The sequence below is a fragment of the Croceicoccus sp. BE223 genome (genome assembly GCF_031457155.1).
GTDB lineage: Bacteria > Pseudomonadota > Alphaproteobacteria > Sphingomonadales > Sphingomonadaceae > Croceicoccus.
Genome location: NZ_JAVDWB010000002.1, coordinates 482059 through 498959 on the forward strand (window position 1 = coordinate 482059; position 16901 = coordinate 498959).

Below are 16901 nucleotides of genomic sequence, written 5' to 3' on the forward strand. Positions count from 1 at the left end.
CCGCCCGCACCTGTCCCTTAAAGACCCGGATCCTCGATCGCGACAACTTCCTCGGTCGTCGTGCGGCGGCCGTCCTTGGCAACACGCGGCGCTTTGAAGCTGGCGAGCACCGGCTCGTCTCGGCCGTAAATGTCCTTGAAGCTGCGCATCTGCCCGTCGATGTCCTGCGCCATCGTGAAATAGGTGATGTAGACCGGCAGCTGCTTCTTCAGCGGAACCTTGGTGTATTCGCCCGACTTGGAGATGGCGACCGCCTCTTCCTTGGGCACCTGCCCCAGCACCATGGCCAGCGTCAGGGCCAGTTCCAGCGCCCGCTCGGTCCGGATGCAACCGTGCGAATAGGCGCGGTCCGGGTTGTTGAACAGCGCCTTGGCCGGAGTGTCGTGCAGGAAGATCGCGTGCGGGTTGGGCATGTCGAGCTTCATCAGGCCGAGCGAGTTGTTCGGTCCCGGCTGCTGGACCACGGTGACGGTGCCGTCCTCGTTCTTCCAGCCCTTGTAGTTGTGCGACCGCGCATAGGCCGGGCTGCCCAGCACTTTCGCGCCGAGGCCTTCGCCCACCACGATCGACTGCGGCACCGTCCAGGTCGGGTTGAAGATCACGCCCTCGACCGTTTCGGCGAGCTGCGGCGTGCTGGTCCTGCCCGGCTTGCCGACGACGGTGCGATAGGACCGCACGATCTTGTCGTTCACCGTCAGGCGCAACTGGTATTCGGGCACGTTGGTGAGGAGATAGCTGTGCCCCAGATCGCGCGCCAGCCAGCGCCAGCGATCCATGTTGGCGCGGATCTTGGCGAGCTTGGCGCTGTCCGACGCGGGCGTTTCGGCCAGCATCCGCTTGAGCACCGCATAGTCGGGGTGGATCGGATTCAGCGATTCGAGCGCGGGCACGATGCCCCCGCCGGCCAACGCCCCTTCGAGCAGGTCCTTGATCGGCAGGCGCTCGGCATCCGGGTCGGTCACGAACCACTGCTTGCGGGCGTCCATCTCGGTCCGCCCATCGCGCAGGTCCTGTGCCACCCAAGTAAAGGTCCGGCTCGCGATCTCGTTGATGCGGGCCTGGTCCGCGGAGGCGATTGCCGCCTCCAGTTCCTCGGGGCGATAGTCCTTCGGAAACAGGCCTTCCCGGCCCAGCGTGCCGACATAGGCGAGGAGCGCCCTAGCCTGTGCGGAGCTCCACGTCGGCGCGGTGACGAAGAAATCGGTCGGAATCTGCTGCACGACCGCACCCGCGGCCTGCGGCACTTGCGGCGGGGCCTGTGCCGGCGCGGGCGCCGGGACCGACTGCGGCTTGGGGAGCTGCCCTTCGCCGACGAAATCCCGCCCGATCTTGGCGGGCGCCTGCGGATCGGCCTGGGCCAGCGCCGGGGCGGCCATGGCGAACGTGGCAAGGCCCAGCACCGCGGGTCCGAAGACGGCATGGCGACGGGAGACGGGGACGGATCGAACGGCAGGTTTCAAGAAAAGCTCCGACAGGTTGGGTCGCGTTACTACGCCGGCGGGGGCCTCTATGCCCCCGGTGACCGGTCAACGTCTACCGCGACCGGGAGTTTCACGCAGGACTTTGCATAACCTCGCCTTTCGTCACGCTGAATTGCCCCCGCCGGATCGTCTGCCCGCGCATTGACCTCGGCGTGGTCGCAGAGCAGGAAGTGCCGATGTTCGACAAGGCCCACTTCCGCACCGTTCTCGGCTCCTATCCCACCGGCGTCTGCCTGATCACGGCCATCGACGCCGCGGGCGTGCGCACCGGCATGGTGGTCGGCTCGTTCACCTCGATCTCGCTCGATCCGCCGCTGGTCGGCTTCTTTCCCGACAAGGGTTCGAACACGTTCCCCGGCATCGAGCGTGCCGGACGCTTCTGCGTCAACGTGCTGGGATCGGAGCAGCTTGCGCTCTGCCAGCGGTTCGCTTCGAAGCAGCCGGACAAGTTCCTCGACCTGGCGCACGGGGAAAGCCCGTCGGGCCAGCCGGTGTTCGACGAGGCGCTGGCCTGGATCGACTGCCGCATCGAGCGGATCGAGGACATCGGCGACCACTGGCTGGTCGTCGGCCGGGTCGAGGCGCTGGACCTGTGCGGCGGCGATGCCCCGCTGCTGTTCCACCGCGGCGGCTACCACTCCTCGGTCGCGCTGGACCGCTGATCGACGGGCGCCGCCCCCTTCCCGGGCCGCGCGCCGATCAGTGCGGGATGTCGGCCGGCGCGTCGTCGCCCTGCGGCTTCTTCCTGACCCGCGCCAGCAGAAGCAGCGGTATCGCGCCCCAACACATCAGCGCCATCAGCCAGAAATTGTTGAGATAGGCGATCATCGCCGCCTGCTGCGTGACCAGCCCGTCGATCGCGGCAAGCACCGCCTGCCCGGTCGAGCCCAGGATCTCGTGCTGGTCGACGTTGATCGGGAAGGTGGTGTCGGTGATGCGCGCGCCCAGCTCGGCATGGTTGATCTGGATGTTGCGCGACAGCAGCACGGTAGTCAGCGCAATGCCGACCGAACTGCCGAGATTGCGCAGGAGATTGAGCAGGCTGGTCGCATCAGTCCGGTATTCGCCGGGCAGCGTCGAGAAGGCGAGGATGTTGAGTGGCATGAACCCGAAGGCGACGCCGACGCCCTGGATGAACCCCGCCAGGACGATCGAACTCGTGGGCATTTCCGGCGACCAGGCGGTCATCAGCCACAACGACCAGCCCATGATGACGAGACCGATGCCGATCGACAGCCGCGGATCGAGCTTGGCGATAGTCCGGCCAAGCAGCGTGACCGCGATCATCATGCCGATCCCGCGCGGGGTCATCAGCCACCCGGTATCGACCGCCGGATAGCCGTAGATCGACTGCAACAGCGAAGGCAGCAACGCCATCACCGCCAGCAGCACCGCCCCGAACAGGAAGTTGATGGCAAGGCACAGGACGAGGTTGAGATCGGCGAACATCTGGCGGGGGAACAGCGCGTCGCGCCTGGTGATGAAGTGCACGCCCGCCATCCAGAACGCGCAGGCCGCGATAACCGCATAGACGACAATCTCGGCCGAGGCGAACCAGTCCTTGTGCTGCCCGCGGTCGAGGATCAGCTGGAATGCCGCCACCGCGATGCCGATGAGCGCCCAGCCGGCGAGGTCGAATTTCTTGTAAGCCCCCCGGCGGTTGGGCAGGAGCGCCAGCAGGGCGAGGCTCGCCAGCACGCCGACCGGCACGTTGATCAGGAAGATCCAGCGCCAGCTCGCGCTTTCGGTGATGTAGCCGCCGAGAACCGGCCCCATGATCGGGCCGAGCAGGACGCCCTGGCTGAACAGGATCATCATTCGCGGCCGCTCTTCCTCCGAACTGACGTCGAGCAGCACGGTCTGCGCCAAGGGCGCGAGGAAGGCGCCGCCGATGCCCTGGATCACGCGGAAGGCGACCATCTCCTCGATGGTCTGGGCCGCGGCGCAGAGGATCGAGGCCACCGTGAAGGCGATGATCGATCCGACGAAGATGGTGCGGATGCCGAAGCGCCCGACCAGCCAGCCCGCTGCCGGCAAGGTGATGGCGGTGGCCAACACGTAGCTGGTCAGCACCCAGCTGATCGTGTCGGTCGTGGCCGAAAGCGATGCCTGCATGTGCGGCAGGGCGACGTTGGCGATCGTCGTGTCGAGCACCTGCATGACCATCGCGGCCATCGCCGCCGCGATCAGCAGCGGGCGGTTGCGGGTGTGCATAATCGCACCCCCGGCAGGGGGTGCCGCAGGCGGCGCCCGATTGCCGGCAACCGCCTCAGTCATCGCCGGTGAAGACGGTGACGTCGGTCGACAGGCCCGAGATCAGCGGCCGGGACGAGCGCGAATCGATGGCGATGCGGACCGGCACCCGCTGCGTGATCTTGACCCAGTTGCCGGTGGCGTTCTGCGCGGGAAGCACGGAGAATTCCGAACCGGTGCCCGAACCGATCGAATCGACGTGGCCCGAAAGGCGCAGGTCGGGATAGGCGTCGATGCGGATCTCGGCCTTCTGTCCCGGTCGCATCTGGGCAAGGTCGGTTTCCTTGAAGTTGGCTTCTATCCGCGCGCCGTCTTCGCGCACGATCGACAGCATCGGCAGGGCGGCCACGGCGGACTGGCCGACCTGCAGTCGCTCGACCTGCACGACCCGGCCCGAAACCGGTGCGCGCACCACCGTCCGGCCCAGGTTGACCTGCGCCTTTTCCCGCGCAGCACGGCCGGCGGCGACTTGCGGATCGACGCCGGGCACTTGCGCGCCGGTGGCCAGCTGCGCCCTCGCCTTCTGGACCTGCGCCTGCAGCGAGAGCAGCTCGTCGCGCGCGCTGGCGACCGCGTGGGTTGCCGCATCCATCCGGGCGCGGGTGTTGAAGCCGCGATCCATCAGTTCCTTTTCGCGCCGGTAGTTCGCCTGCGCCAGCGCGAGATCGTCGCGCGCACCGGCCAGATCGGCGGCATTGGCATCGACGTCGGCGTCCAGCGCCGTCACCCGCGCCTGCGCCTGCGCGATCTGGGCGTCCGCCTGGGCGATGGCGATCTCGTAGTCGGTGGGATCGATCGCGAAGAGCACGTCGCCCTTCCTGACCATCTGGTTTTCGCGCACGTTCACCCTGACGATCGTGCCGGGCACCTCGCTGGCGACCGAGACGATGTCGAGCTTGAGATAGGCGTTGTCGGTCGAGACTTCGCCCGGACGACCGAACCACCAGGCGAGCGCCCCGGCGACGATGGCCAGCGGCACGCCGAACATCAGCACCTTGCGCGCCAGGCCGCGCTTCGGCTTTTCGTCCCTGGCGCCGCTGTCCTGCCTGGGAAGGGTCATCGGATCGGCCTCAGCCATTGGCGACCGCCCGGCTTTCGCCCTCTTCGATCAGGTTCTGCCGCACCCGTTCCAGCGCATCCGTCACCGACGCGCGTTCGTCGCGATCGAGGCCGTCGAGCGCGGTTTCGATGAGCGCGCCCAGTTCATCATCCATTTCGGCAAGAAGAGTGCGGCCGAGTTCGGTCGGGAAGAGCCGCCACACGCGCCGATCGGTCGGGTCGGCCTGCCGCTCGACAAGCCCGGCGGCGACCATTCGGTCGATCATGCGTCCGGCGGTAATCGGTTCGACTTCGAGAAAGCCCGCCAGCGCGGCCTGGTTCGCACCCGGTTCACGGCGCAGGACGAGAAGCGCGCGAAGCTGGGCCGTGGTGATGCCCGAAGGGCGCGCCACGCAATCGAGCCGCTTGCGGAACAAGCGACCGATATCGGTGGCGTAGTAGATGAAGTTGCGGTCCATAAGCGCCGTTATAATAGCCATGCTTATAATCGGCAAGCTAGCTGAGAGGGCTGGAAGGTGGCACAGCCCGATCCGGCTTTTTCTCCAGATATGATATTGCCATTCATTATCGATTAGGAGTAGGTTCAGACTGTTTTAGCCCTTCCGCTACCTTGACGTAGCGCCCTTTCCCGCGCATCGCGCCCCCGCACGAACGCACGCATCACGCCGCGGCGCGACTCGGATCGACACTCGACCGGATCGCGACACCGCGCCAGGCAAGGGGAATGATCGCATGACCGCAGTCGGCAAGGACACGCTCGGTACCCGCTCGACGATGACCGTCAATGGCAGGACGTTTGCCTATTACTCACTCAAGAAAGCGGCCGAGAAGCTGGGCGACGTTTCGCGCTTGCCGTTTTCGATGAAGGTCCTGCTCGAAAACATGCTGCGGTTCGAGGATGGCGGCTTCACCGTCGCCACCGCCGACGCGCAGGCGATCGTCGACTGGCAGAAGAACCCCGTCGGTCCGCACCAGGAAATCCAGTACCGCCCCGCGCGCGTCCTCTTGCAGGACTTCACCGGGGTTCCCTGCGTCGTCGATCTGGCGGCAATGCGCGACGCGATCGCGAAACTGGGCGGCGACACCGCCAAGATCAACCCGCAGGTTCCCGTGAACCTGGTGATCGACCACTCGGTCATGGTCGACGAGTTCGGCCACCCCAAGGCGTTCGAGGAGAACGTCGAGATCGAGTACCAGCGCAACCTCGAGCGCTACGACTTCCTCAAGTGGGGGTCCAAGAGCCTCGACAACTTCTACGCCGTTCCCCCGGGCACCGGCATCTGTCACCAGGTGAACCTGGAGAACATCGCGCAGGCGGTGTGGACCTCGAATGACGAGAGCGGCGCGGCGATCGCCTATCCCGACACTTGCGTCGGCACCGATTCGCACACCACGATGATCAACGGCCTCGGCGTGCTGGGCTGGGGCGTCGGCGGGATCGAGGCGGAGGCGGCCATGCTCGGCCAGCCGGTCTCCATGCTGATCCCCGAAGTCGTCGGCTTCAAGCTGACCGGCCGCCTGAAGGAAGGCGTCACCGCCACCGACCTCGTTCTGACCTGCACCAACATGCTCAGGAAGCACGGCGTCGTCGGCCGCTTCGTCGAATACTACGGCCCCGGTCTCGCTTCGCTGAGCCTCGCCGATCGTGCAACGCTGGCGAACATGGCGCCCGAATACGGCGCGACCTGCGGTTTCTTCGGCATCGACGACAAGACGCTGGACTACATGCGCCTGACCGGTCGCGAGGAGGACCAGATCGCACTGGTCGAAGCCTATGCCAAGGAGCAGGGCTTCTGGCTGGACCCCGACGGCCCGGCCCCCGTCTTCACCTCGACGCTCGAGCTTGACATGGGCACCGTCGTCCCCTCGCTCGCCGGGCCGAAGCGCCCGCAGGACCGCGTCGACCTCGACGCCGTCGACGACGTCTTCGCCAAGGACATGGCCGAGACCTACAAGAAGGCCAACACCCGCGTGCCGGTCGAGGGCAAGGATTTCGACATCGGCGACGGCGACGTGATGATCGCGGCAATCACCAGCTGCACCAACACCTCGAACCCGAGCGTGCTGGTCGCCGCCGGGCTCGTCGCCAAGAAGGCCGACGAGCTGGGCCTGAAGCCCAAGCCCTGGGTCAAGACCTCGCTCGCACCGGGGTCGCAGGTCGTCACCGACTATCTCGTCAAGGCGGGGCTCCAGTCGCATCTCGACAACATCGGCTTCAACCTCGTCGGCTATGGCTGCACCACCTGCATCGGCAACTCCGGCCCGCTGGCCGAACCGATCAGCAAGGCGATCAACGAGAACGGGCTGGTCGCCAGCGCCGTCATCTCGGGCAACCGCAACTTCGAGGGCCGCGTGTCGCCCGACGTGCGCGCCAACTTCCTCGCCAGTCCGCCGCTGGTCGTCGCCTACGCGCTGAAGGGCACGGTGGTCGAAAACTTCACCACCACCCCCATCGGCACCGGCAAGGACGGCCAGGACGTTTACCTCAAGGACATCTGGCCGACGAACGAAGAAGTCTCCTCGACCATGACCTCATGCATGGACCGCGCCATGTTCCAGGCCCGCTATGCCGACGTCTACAAGGGCGACGCGCACTGGCAGGCGATCGACGTCACCGGTTCGGAGACCTATTCGTGGCGCGCCGGTTCGACCTATGTCGCCAACCCGCCGTACTTCGAGGGCATGACCATGACCCCGCCGCCGGTGAACGACATCGTCGGCGCCAGGCCGCTCCTGATCCTCGGCGATTCGATCACCACCGACCACATCAGCCCCGCCGGTTCGATCAAGGCGGACAGCCCCGCCGGCCAGTGGTTGCAGGAGCACCAGGTCGCCAAGGCGGACTTCAACTCCTACGGCTCGCGCCGCGGCCACCACGAAGTGATGATGCGCGGCACCTTTGCCAACATCCGCATCAAGAACGAGATGGTGCCGGGGACCGAGGGCGGCTTCTCGAGCTACGAAGGCGAGACGATGCCGGTCTACGATGCGGCAATGAAGCACAAGGCCGACGGCACGCCGCTCGTCGTGATCGCCGGCAAGGAATACGGCACCGGCTCGTCGCGCGACTGGGCGGCCAAGGGCACGATCCTGCTGGGCGTGAAGGCGGTCATCGTCGAAAGCTTCGAGCGGATCCACCGCTCGAACCTGGTCGGCATGGGCGTGCTGCCGCTGCAGTTCAAGAACGGCGACACGCGCGAGACGCTCGGCCTTACCGGCGACGACGCCTTCACCATCCATGGCGTCGCCGAGCTGAAGCCGCAGCAGGACGTGATCGTCGACGTCACCCGCAAGGACGGCTCGACCTTCAGCTTCACCGTCGCCTGCCGCATCGATACGGCGAACGAGCTGGAATACTACCGCAACGGGGGCATCCTGCAGTACGTGCTACGCAAGCTCGCCGCCTGAATCAGCCGGGCCGCGGCCTGTTAGAGTCAGGGGCCGGGAACAAGTCGGGGCCCTGGAATGGGCCTGAACGAGACAAGGGCCTCCCCTCGCGCCGGCGGGGGGAGGCCCTTTCGTGTGGCGGACCTCGCGGGGCCGCGGGGTCAGGCGGCCTCGCGGTCCTCGTAGGCCTGTGCTTCCGCCGCGATCAGCAGGTCGGCCAGCATCCAGTACGCCTCGCCCCAGGCGGCCAGCACCTCGTCGGTGGCGACATCGGCGCCCAGCACATCGCGGATCGCGGGGAGCAGGGCATTGGCGACATGCGGGTAATGCTCGGCCCGGACCCCGGTCTCGACATGGCGCGCGACCATCCTGGCCACCGCCGGGCCCAGCACGTCGAGCCGCTCGATGTTCTTCGCATAGGCCAGGATCGCCGCGGCCAGTCGCCTGGGCTGCTCGCCGCTTTCCTGCGCGGCCTGGTCGAACAGGGCGGCGATCGCGGGATCGCGGAACAGCCGCTCGTACATGCGGGTGGTGATGGCGACGCCGTGCTTTTCCAGCGCGGGCGAAGTGCTCTTGACGATGTCCATGGCCTGTTGCGAGGCAACGCGCATACCGGTTCTCCTTATACTGGTATTGATTATGCTAGTATACGGTTTGCCACCGCACCGCAACCCGAATATAGTCGGATCATGCAGCTTACCTTGCACACCGATCTCGCGCTCCGGCTCCTGGTGGTCCTTGCACGATCCGATGGCGCGCCCATGGCCCTGCCGAGCTTTTCGGCAGAGCACCGGGTTTCCTACAATCACGTGGCGAAAGTCGCGCAGAAGCTCGTGCGGCACGGCTACCTACGGTCGGTGCGCGGGCGTACCGGCGGGATGCAGCTGGCCCTGCCCTCCGAAGAGATCGTCATCGGCGATGTCATCCGGCGGATGGAGCCGACCATGCAACTCGTCAATTGTCCGAACTGCACGCTCAATCGCGATTGCGGCCTGATCTCGCCGCTCGATCGGGCGAAGCAGGCGTTTCTCGACGTGCTCGATGCGGTGACGCTGGCCGACGCCGCGAAATCGCGGACGATGGTGGCGGCCTGAGGGGCTAGCTTGCCGTCTCGAGCGCCGGGACGCTGATCTTGCGCCCGCCGCCGAAGATCTCGCGCACCACGATCAGACCCTCGCGCTCGAAATGGTCGAGCAGGCGGCGCACCCGTCCCGGCGAACTGGTACCGTAGGCGCGGGCCAGCTCGTCCTCGTCCGGCGCATCGCGGCCTTCGAGGGCGGAGCGGGCGATGACCAGGAACGGCCCGAGCACGTCGTCGGCGATGCCGCTGCCCAGTGCCCGGATCCGCGCGGCATCCTCGTCCTCCAGCCGGTCCAGCCCGGCGAGGGCGACGGCGAACTCGCGGCGAAAGGCGGCCATGTCGAGCGGCGGGATGTGGACGCCGCGGGCGCGGCAGCGAGTCAAGAACGCCTGGTACAGCGTCGAGGCCGTCTGATACGCCGAATCGGGATGCGCGGCCATTTCGGCCATGACCGCCGCGACCGCGCCGCCGACGTCGACTTTCGGCCCCTCGCGCCGCGAGGCTGCCACCGGGGCCTCGGCCCGCTCCGCCATTGCTGCTCCCAGCGCTTCGACCGGCGGGGCGGGCGCGCGGGGCGGCGGGGCGGGCCGCGCCTCCTGCGCAAGGGCATCGGTCAGGAGCGCGGCCATGTCCGCCTTGGGCGCTTCGGGAAGCGGCATCAACCCGGTCGCCGCCGCCTTGTGCCCGGTGCGGACCGGGCCGATCTTCACCGTCACCGGGCGCCGGCTGATCGCCGGGCCGAGACCGACGAAGCGGCCGCGTTCGAGGTCGCGGATCCGCTCGGCCTGCCGCCGCTCCATGCCGAGCAGGTCGGCGGCGCGCACCATGTCGATGTCGAGGAAGGTTCGGCCCATCAGGAAGTTGGAGGCTTCGGCAGCGACGTTCTTCGCCAGCTTCGCCAGACGCTGCGTCGCGACGATGCCGGCCAGCCCGCGCTTGCGGCCCCGGCACATCAGGTTGGTCATCGCCGACAAGGTCGTGCGGCGCACGTCCTCGGCCATTTCGCCCGCCGCGCTGGGGGCGAACATCTGCGCCTCGTCGACCACGACCAATGCCGGGTACCAGTGTTCGCGCGGCGCATCGAACAGCGCGTTGAGGAACGTGGCGCAGGCCTTGATCTGCTGCTCGACCTCCAGCCCCTCCAGCGCCAGCACGACCGATGCACGATGCGCCCTGACGCGCAGGGCCAATGCTTCCAGCTCGCCCTGCGAATAGGACGCGGCATCGACGACGATGTGGCTGAAGGCATCGGCCAGGCCGACGAAATCGCCTTCGGGGTCGATGACGATCTGCTGGACCATCCCGGCGCTTTCCTCCAGCAACCGGCGCAGCAGGTGCGACTTGCCGGAGCCGGAATTGCCCTGCACCAGAAGGCGCGTGGCAAGCAGCTCCTCGATATCGATGAGGACGGGACGACCCTGCTCATCGCCAATGACGATCTCGGCGTTCACGCCAGTGGCGATACCCCGCGCGGCCGCTCCCGGCCAAGGGTGCGCGGCCCGCTTTCCCCGGTTGCGACGGGGCCGCGCGGAACGCTGCGTGTGATCCGGTGCGGCTCAGCCGCCGAACATCACCGCCCGCTGGCGAAGCTGCGCCAGCGCAGCCTGTTCGGCATGGTTGCGGCACAGCGCCTGTGCGTCGTGTTCCGCCGGCGAACCAGCCTGCCGTCGCGGGCAGACTTTGCGCGCCGCGCTGCGGATGCGCTTTTCGGCCTTGGCGATTTCGGCGGGGTCGGTAAGGTCGTAGCCAGCGAGATCGACTTGCGCCGCGCGCGGCCGTTCCTCCGGTGCCTTGGCAAAGGCCGGGCCGGAACTCAGGACCAGACCGGCACTGGCCAAAGCGGCAAGCAGGAATTTCATCATCTTTCTCCTCGTTCCGGAGAGCCGCTGGCCCTCCCCGAAACGGGAAATGCACGCCAAACGCAGGATTATCGCGCCCGGCTCGACGGCGAGGCGACCCAGTTCGACGGAGGTGCAAACGCGGCGACGAACGCCCGACCGCGTTCGACGGAGGACGTGAGCGCGCGCCTAGTCCTCGAACAGGCCACCCTGCGGCGGCCGGGTGTCGGGGGCGGCGAGGCCGAGGTGTTGCCAGCCGCGATCGTTGAGGCAGCGTCCCCGCGCGGTGCGGGCGACGAGACCGAGCTGGATCAAGTAGGGCTCGATCACTTCCTCGATCGTGTCGCGCGGTTCGGACAGGCCCGCCGCGAGCGTTTCCACCCCGACCGGCCCGCCCTTGTAGATGTCGGCGATCATGTGGAGATAGCGCCGGTCCATCGCGTCGAGGCCGAGCGAATCGACTTCCAGCCTGGTCAGCGCATCGTCGGCGATGGCCCGGGTGACGGTGCTGCTCCCCGCCACTTCAGCAAAATCCCGCACCCGGCGCAGCAGGCGTCCCGCGACGCGGGGCGTCCCGCGGGCGCGGCGGGCGATTTCCGTCGCGCCGTCGGGAGCGATGGCGAGGCCGAGCAGCTTCGCGGCGCGGGTCACCACCCGCTCCAGCTCCGGCACGGTGTAGAACTGGAGACGGATCGGGATGCCGAAACGATCGCGCAACGGCGTGGTCAGGAGTCCCTGCCGCGTCGTCGCGCCGACGAGCGTGAAGGGCGGCAGGTCGATCCGGACCGAGCGCGCCGCCGGTCCTTCGCCGATGATGAGGTCGAGCGCGCGATCCTCCATCGCGGGATAAAGCACTTCCTCGACCACCGGATTGAGCCGGTGGATCTCGTCGATGAACAGGACATCGCCGGGTTCGAGATTGGTGAGCAGGGCGGCGAGATCGCCCGCCTTGGCGATCACCGGCCCGCTGGTGGCACGGAAGCCGACGCGAAGTTCCTTGGCGACGATCTGCGCCAGCGTCGTCTTGCCCAGCCCCGGCGGGCCGAAGAACAGGACGTGGTCCATCGCCTCGGCCCGGCCGCGCGCCGCCTCGATGAAGACGCGCAGGTTCTCCCGCGCCGCTTCCTGCCCGACGAATTCGGCCAGCGACTTGGGGCGCAGCGCCGCGTCCGGGTCTTCGGGCAGGCGTTCCGGGGTCAGGAGTTCGGAGGGTTCGGCCATCGCCACCGGCTATAACCCGCCCTTGCGCGCAAGTCGTCCCCGCAGAAGAAACCATGAACAGGCGAATTCGAAGCGGCGTCCGATATCGCCTCGCGCATGGCCCCGCTTGCCTGTTTGGCCGCTTTGCGAATATGCACGCGCCACTTTGCCGATGGCCATCGGGCCGGCGTGGGGGGGCGCAGGGGTTTGACCGACAACGTGACGACTGGCCCGGCGCATGGCGGGCATCGCGACTGGCGCGTGCCGCTGGCGCTGTGCCTCGCCGTGGCGGTCGTATTCCGGGCGGTGATCTGGGACACGCTTTCGTATCACCACCCGGACGAGATCTTTCAGTACCTTGGCCAGACGCACAAGCTGGTCACCGGCATCGGCATCGACACCTGGGAACAGCACGAGGGCATTCGCGGGCGGCTGATCCCGCAGATGCTGACCCTGCCGATGTGGCTGGGCACGCTGCTCTCGTCCGACGGGACGGTCGCCTATCTCGTCATGCGGCTGTTCGGGGCGGCCATCGCGCTGCTGATCGTGCCCGCCGCCTTTGCCATGGGGGCGGGGGAGGATCGCCGCACGGCCATCGCGCTGGCGCTCGGCGTGGCGACCTGGCCCTACATCGCCGACCTGTCGAGCCACGTCCTGTCCGAAAGCATCGGCGGCGCGGTCGCGCTGTGCGGCGTGGCAGCGGCGATGCATGCCGGCGGCAGCCTGCGTCGCTGGGTGCTGGCCGGATTGCTGCTGGGTCTCGCCACGCTGCTCAGGGTGCAGTTCGCAATCTTCATCGGCGTCTTCGTGCTGGCGACCGCGCGGCTCGACCGGACGGCGTGGACCGGGCTGGTCGCAGGAGGCGCGGCGGCGCTGGCGATCGGCGCGGTGAGCGACCTGATCGCTGGCGCGATGCCGTTCGCCTGGGTGGTGAAGACCTACTGGTTCAACATCGTCGAGAACCGGTCCGCCGCCTTCGGCCTCGACGGGCCGAGCTACTACCTCGTCCGCTTCATCCGCATCTTCGGCATCGCGATCCCCTTCCTGCTGTTCGGCCTGCGCTGGCTGCCGCGGCGCTGGTGGCCGCTCGCCCTCGCAGTGGTCGCCGACATGACCTTGCTGACGGTGATCGGGCACAAGGAGGCGCGCTTCGCCTACCTGTCGGTCGCGGCCTTCCTGATGCTGGCGATGGTCTCGACATCGAAGGCGGTCGACGAGCTTACCGCGCTGTCGCCGCGCACCCGGCTCGCCGGATACGCGATCGCGTGGATCGGCGCGCTCGTGCTGGTCTCTTCGATCTGGCCCGCGCCGCGCGGAAACGACACGTGGTCGCGCCTTGCCGACACGGCGACCGCCGACCCCGCGACTTGCGGCATCGGTTCGTCGCTGGAGAGCTGGTCGGTCATCAACCTTGCCGCGCTGCGCCGCGACGTCCCGGTCTATGCCGATGTGCGCACGGGAGAGGCGCAGGACGATGTCGCCCCGCGCGTCAACGCGTGGATCGCCGACGATCCCGCCACCGTCCCGCCGGGGTTCGCCCAAGCCCGGTGCCTGCCCTATGGCGGAGCACAGATCTGCCTCTACCGCCGGGTCGGATCCTGCCGGTCAGGCCCGCCTTCGCCCAGCGTGATGCAGGCGGTGGTCGACCGGCGACAGGCCGCGCAGTTCATAAATCTGCCGAAGTGACCGGACACTCGGTGCCGGTTAACCCGCGGCCTTCTTCAGGGCGACGCGGACGAGGTCCTTGAGCCCGGCATCCTCGCCCAACTCGGCTTCGGCATGGGCGACCGCCGCGGCGGCGACGCCCGGCTTGAAACCCAGGTTCTCCAGCGCGGAGACGGCGTCGGCGCTGGCGCTGCCCGCCGGATGAACGACCATGTCGCCCCCGCCGATGCCGCCAACAGCCTCGGCAAAGCCGCCGGCCTTGTCCTTCAGCTCGTTGACGATGCGCGCGGCCAGTTTCGGCCCGACGCCATTGGCCCGCGCCACCATCCGGGCATCGCCCCCGGCGCAGGCGCGGCGCAGTTCCTCGGTCGACAGCGCCGACAGGATCGCCAGCGCGACCTTGCTGCCCACGCCCTGCACTTGCGTCAGCAGGCGGAACCAGTCGCGCTCCGCCCCGCTGGCGAAACCGATCAGGCGCATGTCGTTCTCGCTCACCTGCAGGTCGGTATAGACGGTGCAGGCCTCCCCCCGGTTGCCCAGCGCGGTCAGCGTGCGCGCGCTGCAATGGACAAGGTAGCCGACGCCGCCGACGTCGATGACGGCCCAGTCGAGCCCGCTTTCGTCCAGCCTGCCGGAAAGTTTGGCGATCATCGCGCGACGCTAGCGCACCCTCGCCGGCGCGCAAACGCAGCCGGCGACACTATCCCCCGCGCCCTGCCCGCCCCGCGCCCTGTCCGGTCGTGGGCGTATTCAGTCGTTGGCCTGCAGGTCCTCGGGCACGTCGTCCCACGGGCGGAAATAGAGCGGCGCGCATTCGTCGGCGCGGACCCCGCCCACCAGCGTCAGATCGTCCTTGTAGGCGTCGGCGATGAAGTCGAGCGTGGAGAGGTGCCGGTCCTCGAAATACATCGCGTGAACATCGTCGCGCCCCGCGCCATAGACGACCCGCGACACCCCGGCCCAGATCGAGGCCATCGTGCACATGCCGCAGGGCTGGAGCGTGGAATAGAGCGTCGCGCCCGGAAACCGCATCTCGCCCAGCGCCGCGCCCGCCGCGCGCAGGGTGACGATCTCGGCATGGGCGGTGGGGTCGCAGCATTCGGCAGTGTGATTGACGCCCTTGGCGACCAGCTTGCCGTCCTTCACCACCAGCGCGGCGATCGGCGTATCGGCCGGATCGGTGCCCTTCTCGGCGATGGCGTGCTCTATCGCGAGCGCCATCCATGCGGCATCGTCGGTGTCCGGCGTGTCGGTCGTTTCAGTGGCCATGGGGGGCGAGATGGGCATGGGCGATGGCCACCGCAAGCGCATCGGCGGCATCGGCACCGCTGACCTTGGCCAAGGGCAGCAGCACCTTGAGCATCGCCTGGACCTGCGTCTTGTCGGCAGCGCCCGTGCCGACGATGCATTTCTTGACCAGCCGGGTCGCGTGTTCGTGCACCGGCAGCGACGCGCGCCCGCAGGCCGCCAGCACCGCGCCCCGCGCGTGGGCGAGCTTCAGCGTCGACTGCGGGTTCTTGTTGACGAAGACTTCCTCGATCGCGGCGACATCGGGATGATAGGCGCCCAGTACCGCGAAGACCGCGTCGTGCAGGTGGTGGAGCCGGGTGGCGAGATCGGACTTCGTATCGGTCGCGATCTGCCCGTTGGCGATGTGCGACAGGCGCGGCCCATCGACGCGGACAAGGCCCCATCCGGTGCAGGTCAGCGACGGGTCGAGGCCCAATACGATCATGGCCGTGCGATCATGCAGGGACGATCATCGTGCGGCCATCAGATCGGCAGGCCCAGTTTCGGCGCGACCAGCCGCATCAGGCCGTAGAGCACCACCGTCAGCGCGCATCCCGCCGCCAGCGCGGCCCAGAAGGAAACGCCGTGGCGCAGCAGCCACGGAATGGCGAGGAACATCGGCAGCGAGGGCAGGACATACCAGAACGTCGCCTCGCTATGCCGGGCCATGTTCTCCGCATCGGGGCGCGCGTGCCACAGGAACACCATGCCCAGCACCGAGACCAGCGGCAGCGAGGCGACCAGTGCCGCTACCGTCGGCAGGCGTCGACCCAGTTCGGCAATGGCCGCGATCATCGCACCGGCCAGCAGCGCCTTCGCGAGCCATCCCCAGATCATCGCCGCGCCGCCCCCGCCAATCGATCAGCCCAGCTTTTCCATGACCTCGTCGGACACCTCGTAGTTGCCCCACACGGTCTGCACGTCGTCGTCGTCTTCCAGCGTGTCGACCAGCTTGAGCAGGGTCTGCGCGTTCGATTCGTCGAGGTCGACGGTGATGTTGGGCTTCCACGCGAGCTTGACGCCTTCCGGCTCGCCCAGCGACGTCTCGAGCGCGGTGGCGACTTCGTGCAGCGCGTCCATCTGGGTCCAGACGATGTGGCCGTCCTCGCTCGATTCGACATCGTCGGCCCCCGCCTCGATCGCGGCCTCGAGGACCTTGTCCTCGTCGCCGATAGCGGCAGCGTATTCGATCATGCCCAGCCGCTCGAAACCATGGCTGACCGCGCCCGATGCGCCGAGGTTGCCGCCGTTCTTGCTGAACGCGGTGCGCACGTTGGTCGCGGTGCGGTTGCGGTTGTCGGTCAGCGCCTCGACGATCAGCGCGACGCCGCCCGGGCCGTATCCTTCGTAGCGGACTTCCTCGTAATCCTCGCCGCCGGCTGCGGCGGCCTTGTCGATGGCGCGCTGGATGTTGTCTTTGGGCATCGACTGCGCCTTGGCGTTGTTGATCGCCAGGCGCAGGCGCGGGTTCATGTCGGGATCGGGCGCGCCCATCTTGGCGGCCACGGTGATCTCGCGGCTGAGCTTGCTGAACATGGCCGAGCGCTTCTTGTCCTGCGCGCCCTTGCGATGCATGATGTTCTTGAATTTGGAATGGCCGGCCATTGCCGCTGATCCTCGTCTATTTCATCCAGTCTGGCTTGGCCG

Annotated in this window: 17 protein-coding genes; 4 read left to right on the top strand and 13 right to left on the bottom strand. The window is 67.8% G+C overall.

The window, feature by feature from the left end:
• Window positions 1–17: 17 nt before the first annotated feature.
• On the bottom strand, window positions 18–1460 hold the full coding sequence (locus tag J2X37_RS06295; RefSeq protein WP_310019012.1) for a L,D-transpeptidase family protein: 1443 nt from the start codon (window positions 1458–1460) through the stop codon (window positions 18–20).
• Between the two features lie 197 nt (window positions 1461–1657).
• Between J2X37_RS06295 and J2X37_RS06300 the strand changes: the two genes are divergently transcribed.
• A complete protein-coding gene (locus J2X37_RS06300; protein ID WP_310019535.1) occupies window positions 1658–2143 on the top strand; it encodes a flavin reductase family protein in 486 nt (161 codons plus the stop codon).
• Window positions 2144–2180: 37 nt separating this feature from the next.
• Here the strand turns inward: J2X37_RS06300 and J2X37_RS06305 are convergent, their stop codons facing one another.
• Genes J2X37_RS06305 through J2X37_RS06315 form a run of 3 tightly spaced genes read right to left on the bottom strand, consistent with a single transcriptional unit; the run spans window position 2181 to window position 5272 of the window.
• Window positions 2181–3695, bottom strand: coding sequence for a DHA2 family efflux MFS transporter permease subunit (locus tag J2X37_RS06305; protein WP_310019013.1), 1515 nt, complete (start codon window positions 3693–3695; stop codon window positions 2181–2183).
• 55 nt (window positions 3696–3750) lie between these two features.
• The gene (locus J2X37_RS06310; protein WP_310019016.1) at window positions 3751–4812 is read right to left on the bottom strand and encodes an HlyD family secretion protein; all 1062 of its coding nucleotides are present in this window, start codon (window positions 4810–4812) and stop codon (window positions 3751–3753) included.
• Window positions 4805–5272, bottom strand: coding sequence for a MarR family transcriptional regulator (locus tag J2X37_RS06315; RefSeq protein WP_310019018.1), 468 nt, complete (start codon window positions 5270–5272; stop codon window positions 4805–4807). Before J2X37_RS06315 ends, J2X37_RS06310 begins: the two co-directional genes overlap by 8 nt.
• A gap of 253 nt (window positions 5273–5525) precedes the next feature.
• Here J2X37_RS06315 and acnA point away from each other — a divergent pair, with 253 nt between their 5' ends.
• Window positions 5526–8201, top strand: coding sequence for an aconitate hydratase AcnA (gene acnA / locus J2X37_RS06320; protein ID WP_310019019.1), 2676 nt, complete (start codon window positions 5526–5528; stop codon window positions 8199–8201).
• A 140-nt stretch (window positions 8202–8341) separates the two neighbouring features.
• Here the strand turns inward: acnA and J2X37_RS06325 are convergent, their stop codons facing one another.
• Window positions 8342–8791, bottom strand: a complete 450-nt coding sequence (locus J2X37_RS06325; protein WP_310019021.1) for a globin domain-containing protein — start codon at window positions 8789–8791, stop codon at window positions 8342–8344.
• A 78-nt stretch (window positions 8792–8869) separates the two neighbouring features.
• Between J2X37_RS06325 and J2X37_RS06330 the strand changes: the two genes are divergently transcribed.
• On the top strand, window positions 8870–9274 hold the full coding sequence (locus tag J2X37_RS06330) for an Rrf2 family transcriptional regulator (RefSeq protein ID WP_310019023.1): 405 nt from the start codon (window positions 8870–8872) through the stop codon (window positions 9272–9274).
• A gap of 4 nt (window positions 9275–9278) precedes the next feature.
• Here J2X37_RS06330 and J2X37_RS06335 read toward each other — a convergent pair whose 3' ends face one another.
• The 3 genes from J2X37_RS06335 to ruvB all read right to left on the bottom strand — a co-directional run bounded on the left by J2X37_RS06335 (window position 9279) and on the right by ruvB (window position 12320).
• On the bottom strand, window positions 9279–10712 hold the full coding sequence (locus tag J2X37_RS06335; RefSeq protein WP_310019025.1) for a helicase HerA domain-containing protein: 1434 nt from the start codon (window positions 10710–10712) through the stop codon (window positions 9279–9281).
• Between the two features lie 105 nt (window positions 10713–10817).
• Window positions 10818–11120 carry a UrcA family protein gene (locus J2X37_RS06340; RefSeq protein ID WP_310019027.1) on the bottom strand — a complete coding sequence of 101 codons (303 nt, stop codon included), beginning with the start codon at window positions 11118–11120 and terminating at the stop codon, window positions 10818–10820.
• Between the two features lie 168 nt (window positions 11121–11288).
• Entirely contained in the window at window positions 11289–12320 is a 1032-nt protein-coding gene (gene ruvB / locus J2X37_RS06345) for a Holliday junction branch migration DNA helicase RuvB (protein ID WP_310019030.1), read from the bottom strand.
• Between the two features lie 186 nt (window positions 12321–12506).
• Between ruvB and J2X37_RS06350 the strand changes: the two genes are divergently transcribed.
• On the top strand, window positions 12507–13985 hold the full coding sequence (locus J2X37_RS06350) for a hypothetical protein (protein WP_310019032.1): 1479 nt from the start codon (window positions 12507–12509) through the stop codon (window positions 13983–13985).
• 18 nt (window positions 13986–14003) lie between these two features.
• On the opposite strand, the gene ruvA is transcribed toward J2X37_RS06350, so the two are convergent.
• The 5 genes from ruvA to J2X37_RS06375 all read right to left on the bottom strand — a co-directional run bounded on the left by ruvA (window position 14004) and on the right by J2X37_RS06375 (window position 16859).
• Window positions 14004–14615 carry a Holliday junction branch migration protein RuvA gene (ruvA, locus tag J2X37_RS06355; RefSeq protein WP_310019034.1) on the bottom strand — a complete coding sequence of 204 codons (612 nt, stop codon included), beginning with the start codon at window positions 14613–14615 and terminating at the stop codon, window positions 14004–14006.
• A gap of 99 nt (window positions 14616–14714) precedes the next feature.
• Complete coding sequence (locus J2X37_RS06360) at window positions 14715–15233, bottom strand: nucleoside deaminase (RefSeq protein ID WP_310019038.1); 519 nt, start codon at window positions 15231–15233, stop codon at window positions 14715–14717.
• The gene (gene ruvC, locus J2X37_RS06365) at window positions 15223–15699 is read right to left on the bottom strand and encodes a crossover junction endodeoxyribonuclease RuvC (protein ID WP_310019040.1); all 477 of its coding nucleotides are present in this window, start codon (window positions 15697–15699) and stop codon (window positions 15223–15225) included. Before ruvC ends, J2X37_RS06360 begins: the two co-directional genes overlap by 11 nt.
• Before the next feature lie 38 nt (window positions 15700–15737).
• On the bottom strand, window positions 15738–16091 hold the full coding sequence (locus tag J2X37_RS06370; protein ID WP_310019042.1) for a DUF3147 family protein: 354 nt from the start codon (window positions 16089–16091) through the stop codon (window positions 15738–15740).
• 24 nt (window positions 16092–16115) lie between these two features.
• Window positions 16116–16859, bottom strand: coding sequence for a YebC/PmpR family DNA-binding transcriptional regulator (locus J2X37_RS06375; RefSeq protein WP_310019044.1), 744 nt, complete (start codon window positions 16857–16859; stop codon window positions 16116–16118).
• Window positions 16860–16901 lie beyond the last annotated feature (42 nt).

Excerpts from the sequence above, each read along its gene's own strand:
- J2X37_RS06315 (WP_310019018.1), bottom strand. The coding sequence starts at position 5,272 with ATGGCTATTATAACGGCGCTTATGGACCGCAACTTCATCTACTACGCC.
- acnA (WP_310019019.1), top strand. The coding sequence starts at position 5,526 with ATGACCGCAGTCGGCAAGGACACGCTCGGTACCCGCTCGACGATGACC.
- J2X37_RS06330 (WP_310019023.1), top strand. The coding sequence starts at position 8,870 with ATGCAGCTTACCTTGCACACCGATCTCGCGCTCCGGCTCCTGGTGGTC.
- J2X37_RS06305 (WP_310019013.1), bottom strand. The coding sequence starts at position 3,695 with ATGCACACCCGCAACCGCCCGCTGCTGATCGCGGCGGCGATGGCCGCG.
- J2X37_RS06325 (WP_310019021.1), bottom strand. The coding sequence starts at position 8,791 with ATGCGCGTTGCCTCGCAACAGGCCATGGACATCGTCAAGAGCACTTCG.
- J2X37_RS06375 (WP_310019044.1), bottom strand. The coding sequence starts at position 16,859 with ATGGCCGGCCATTCCAAATTCAAGAACATCATGCATCGCAAGGGCGCG.
- J2X37_RS06340 (WP_310019027.1), bottom strand. The coding sequence starts at position 11,120 with ATGAAATTCCTGCTTGCCGCTTTGGCCAGTGCCGGTCTGGTCCTGAGT.
- ruvB (WP_310019030.1), bottom strand. The coding sequence starts at position 12,320 with ATGGCCGAACCCTCCGAACTCCTGACCCCGGAACGCCTGCCCGAAGAC.
- ruvC (WP_310019040.1), bottom strand. The coding sequence starts at position 15,699 with ATGATCGTATTGGGCCTCGACCCGTCGCTGACCTGCACCGGATGGGGC.
- J2X37_RS06360 (WP_310019038.1), bottom strand. The coding sequence starts at position 15,233 with ATGGCCACTGAAACGACCGACACGCCGGACACCGACGATGCCGCATGG.
- ruvA (WP_310019034.1), bottom strand. The coding sequence starts at position 14,615 with ATGATCGCCAAACTTTCCGGCAGGCTGGACGAAAGCGGGCTCGACTGG.
- J2X37_RS06300 (WP_310019535.1), top strand. The coding sequence starts at position 1,658 with ATGTTCGACAAGGCCCACTTCCGCACCGTTCTCGGCTCCTATCCCACC.
- J2X37_RS06370 (WP_310019042.1), bottom strand. The coding sequence starts at position 16,091 with ATGATCTGGGGATGGCTCGCGAAGGCGCTGCTGGCCGGTGCGATGATC.
- J2X37_RS06310 (WP_310019016.1), bottom strand. The coding sequence starts at position 4,812 with ATGGCTGAGGCCGATCCGATGACCCTTCCCAGGCAGGACAGCGGCGCC.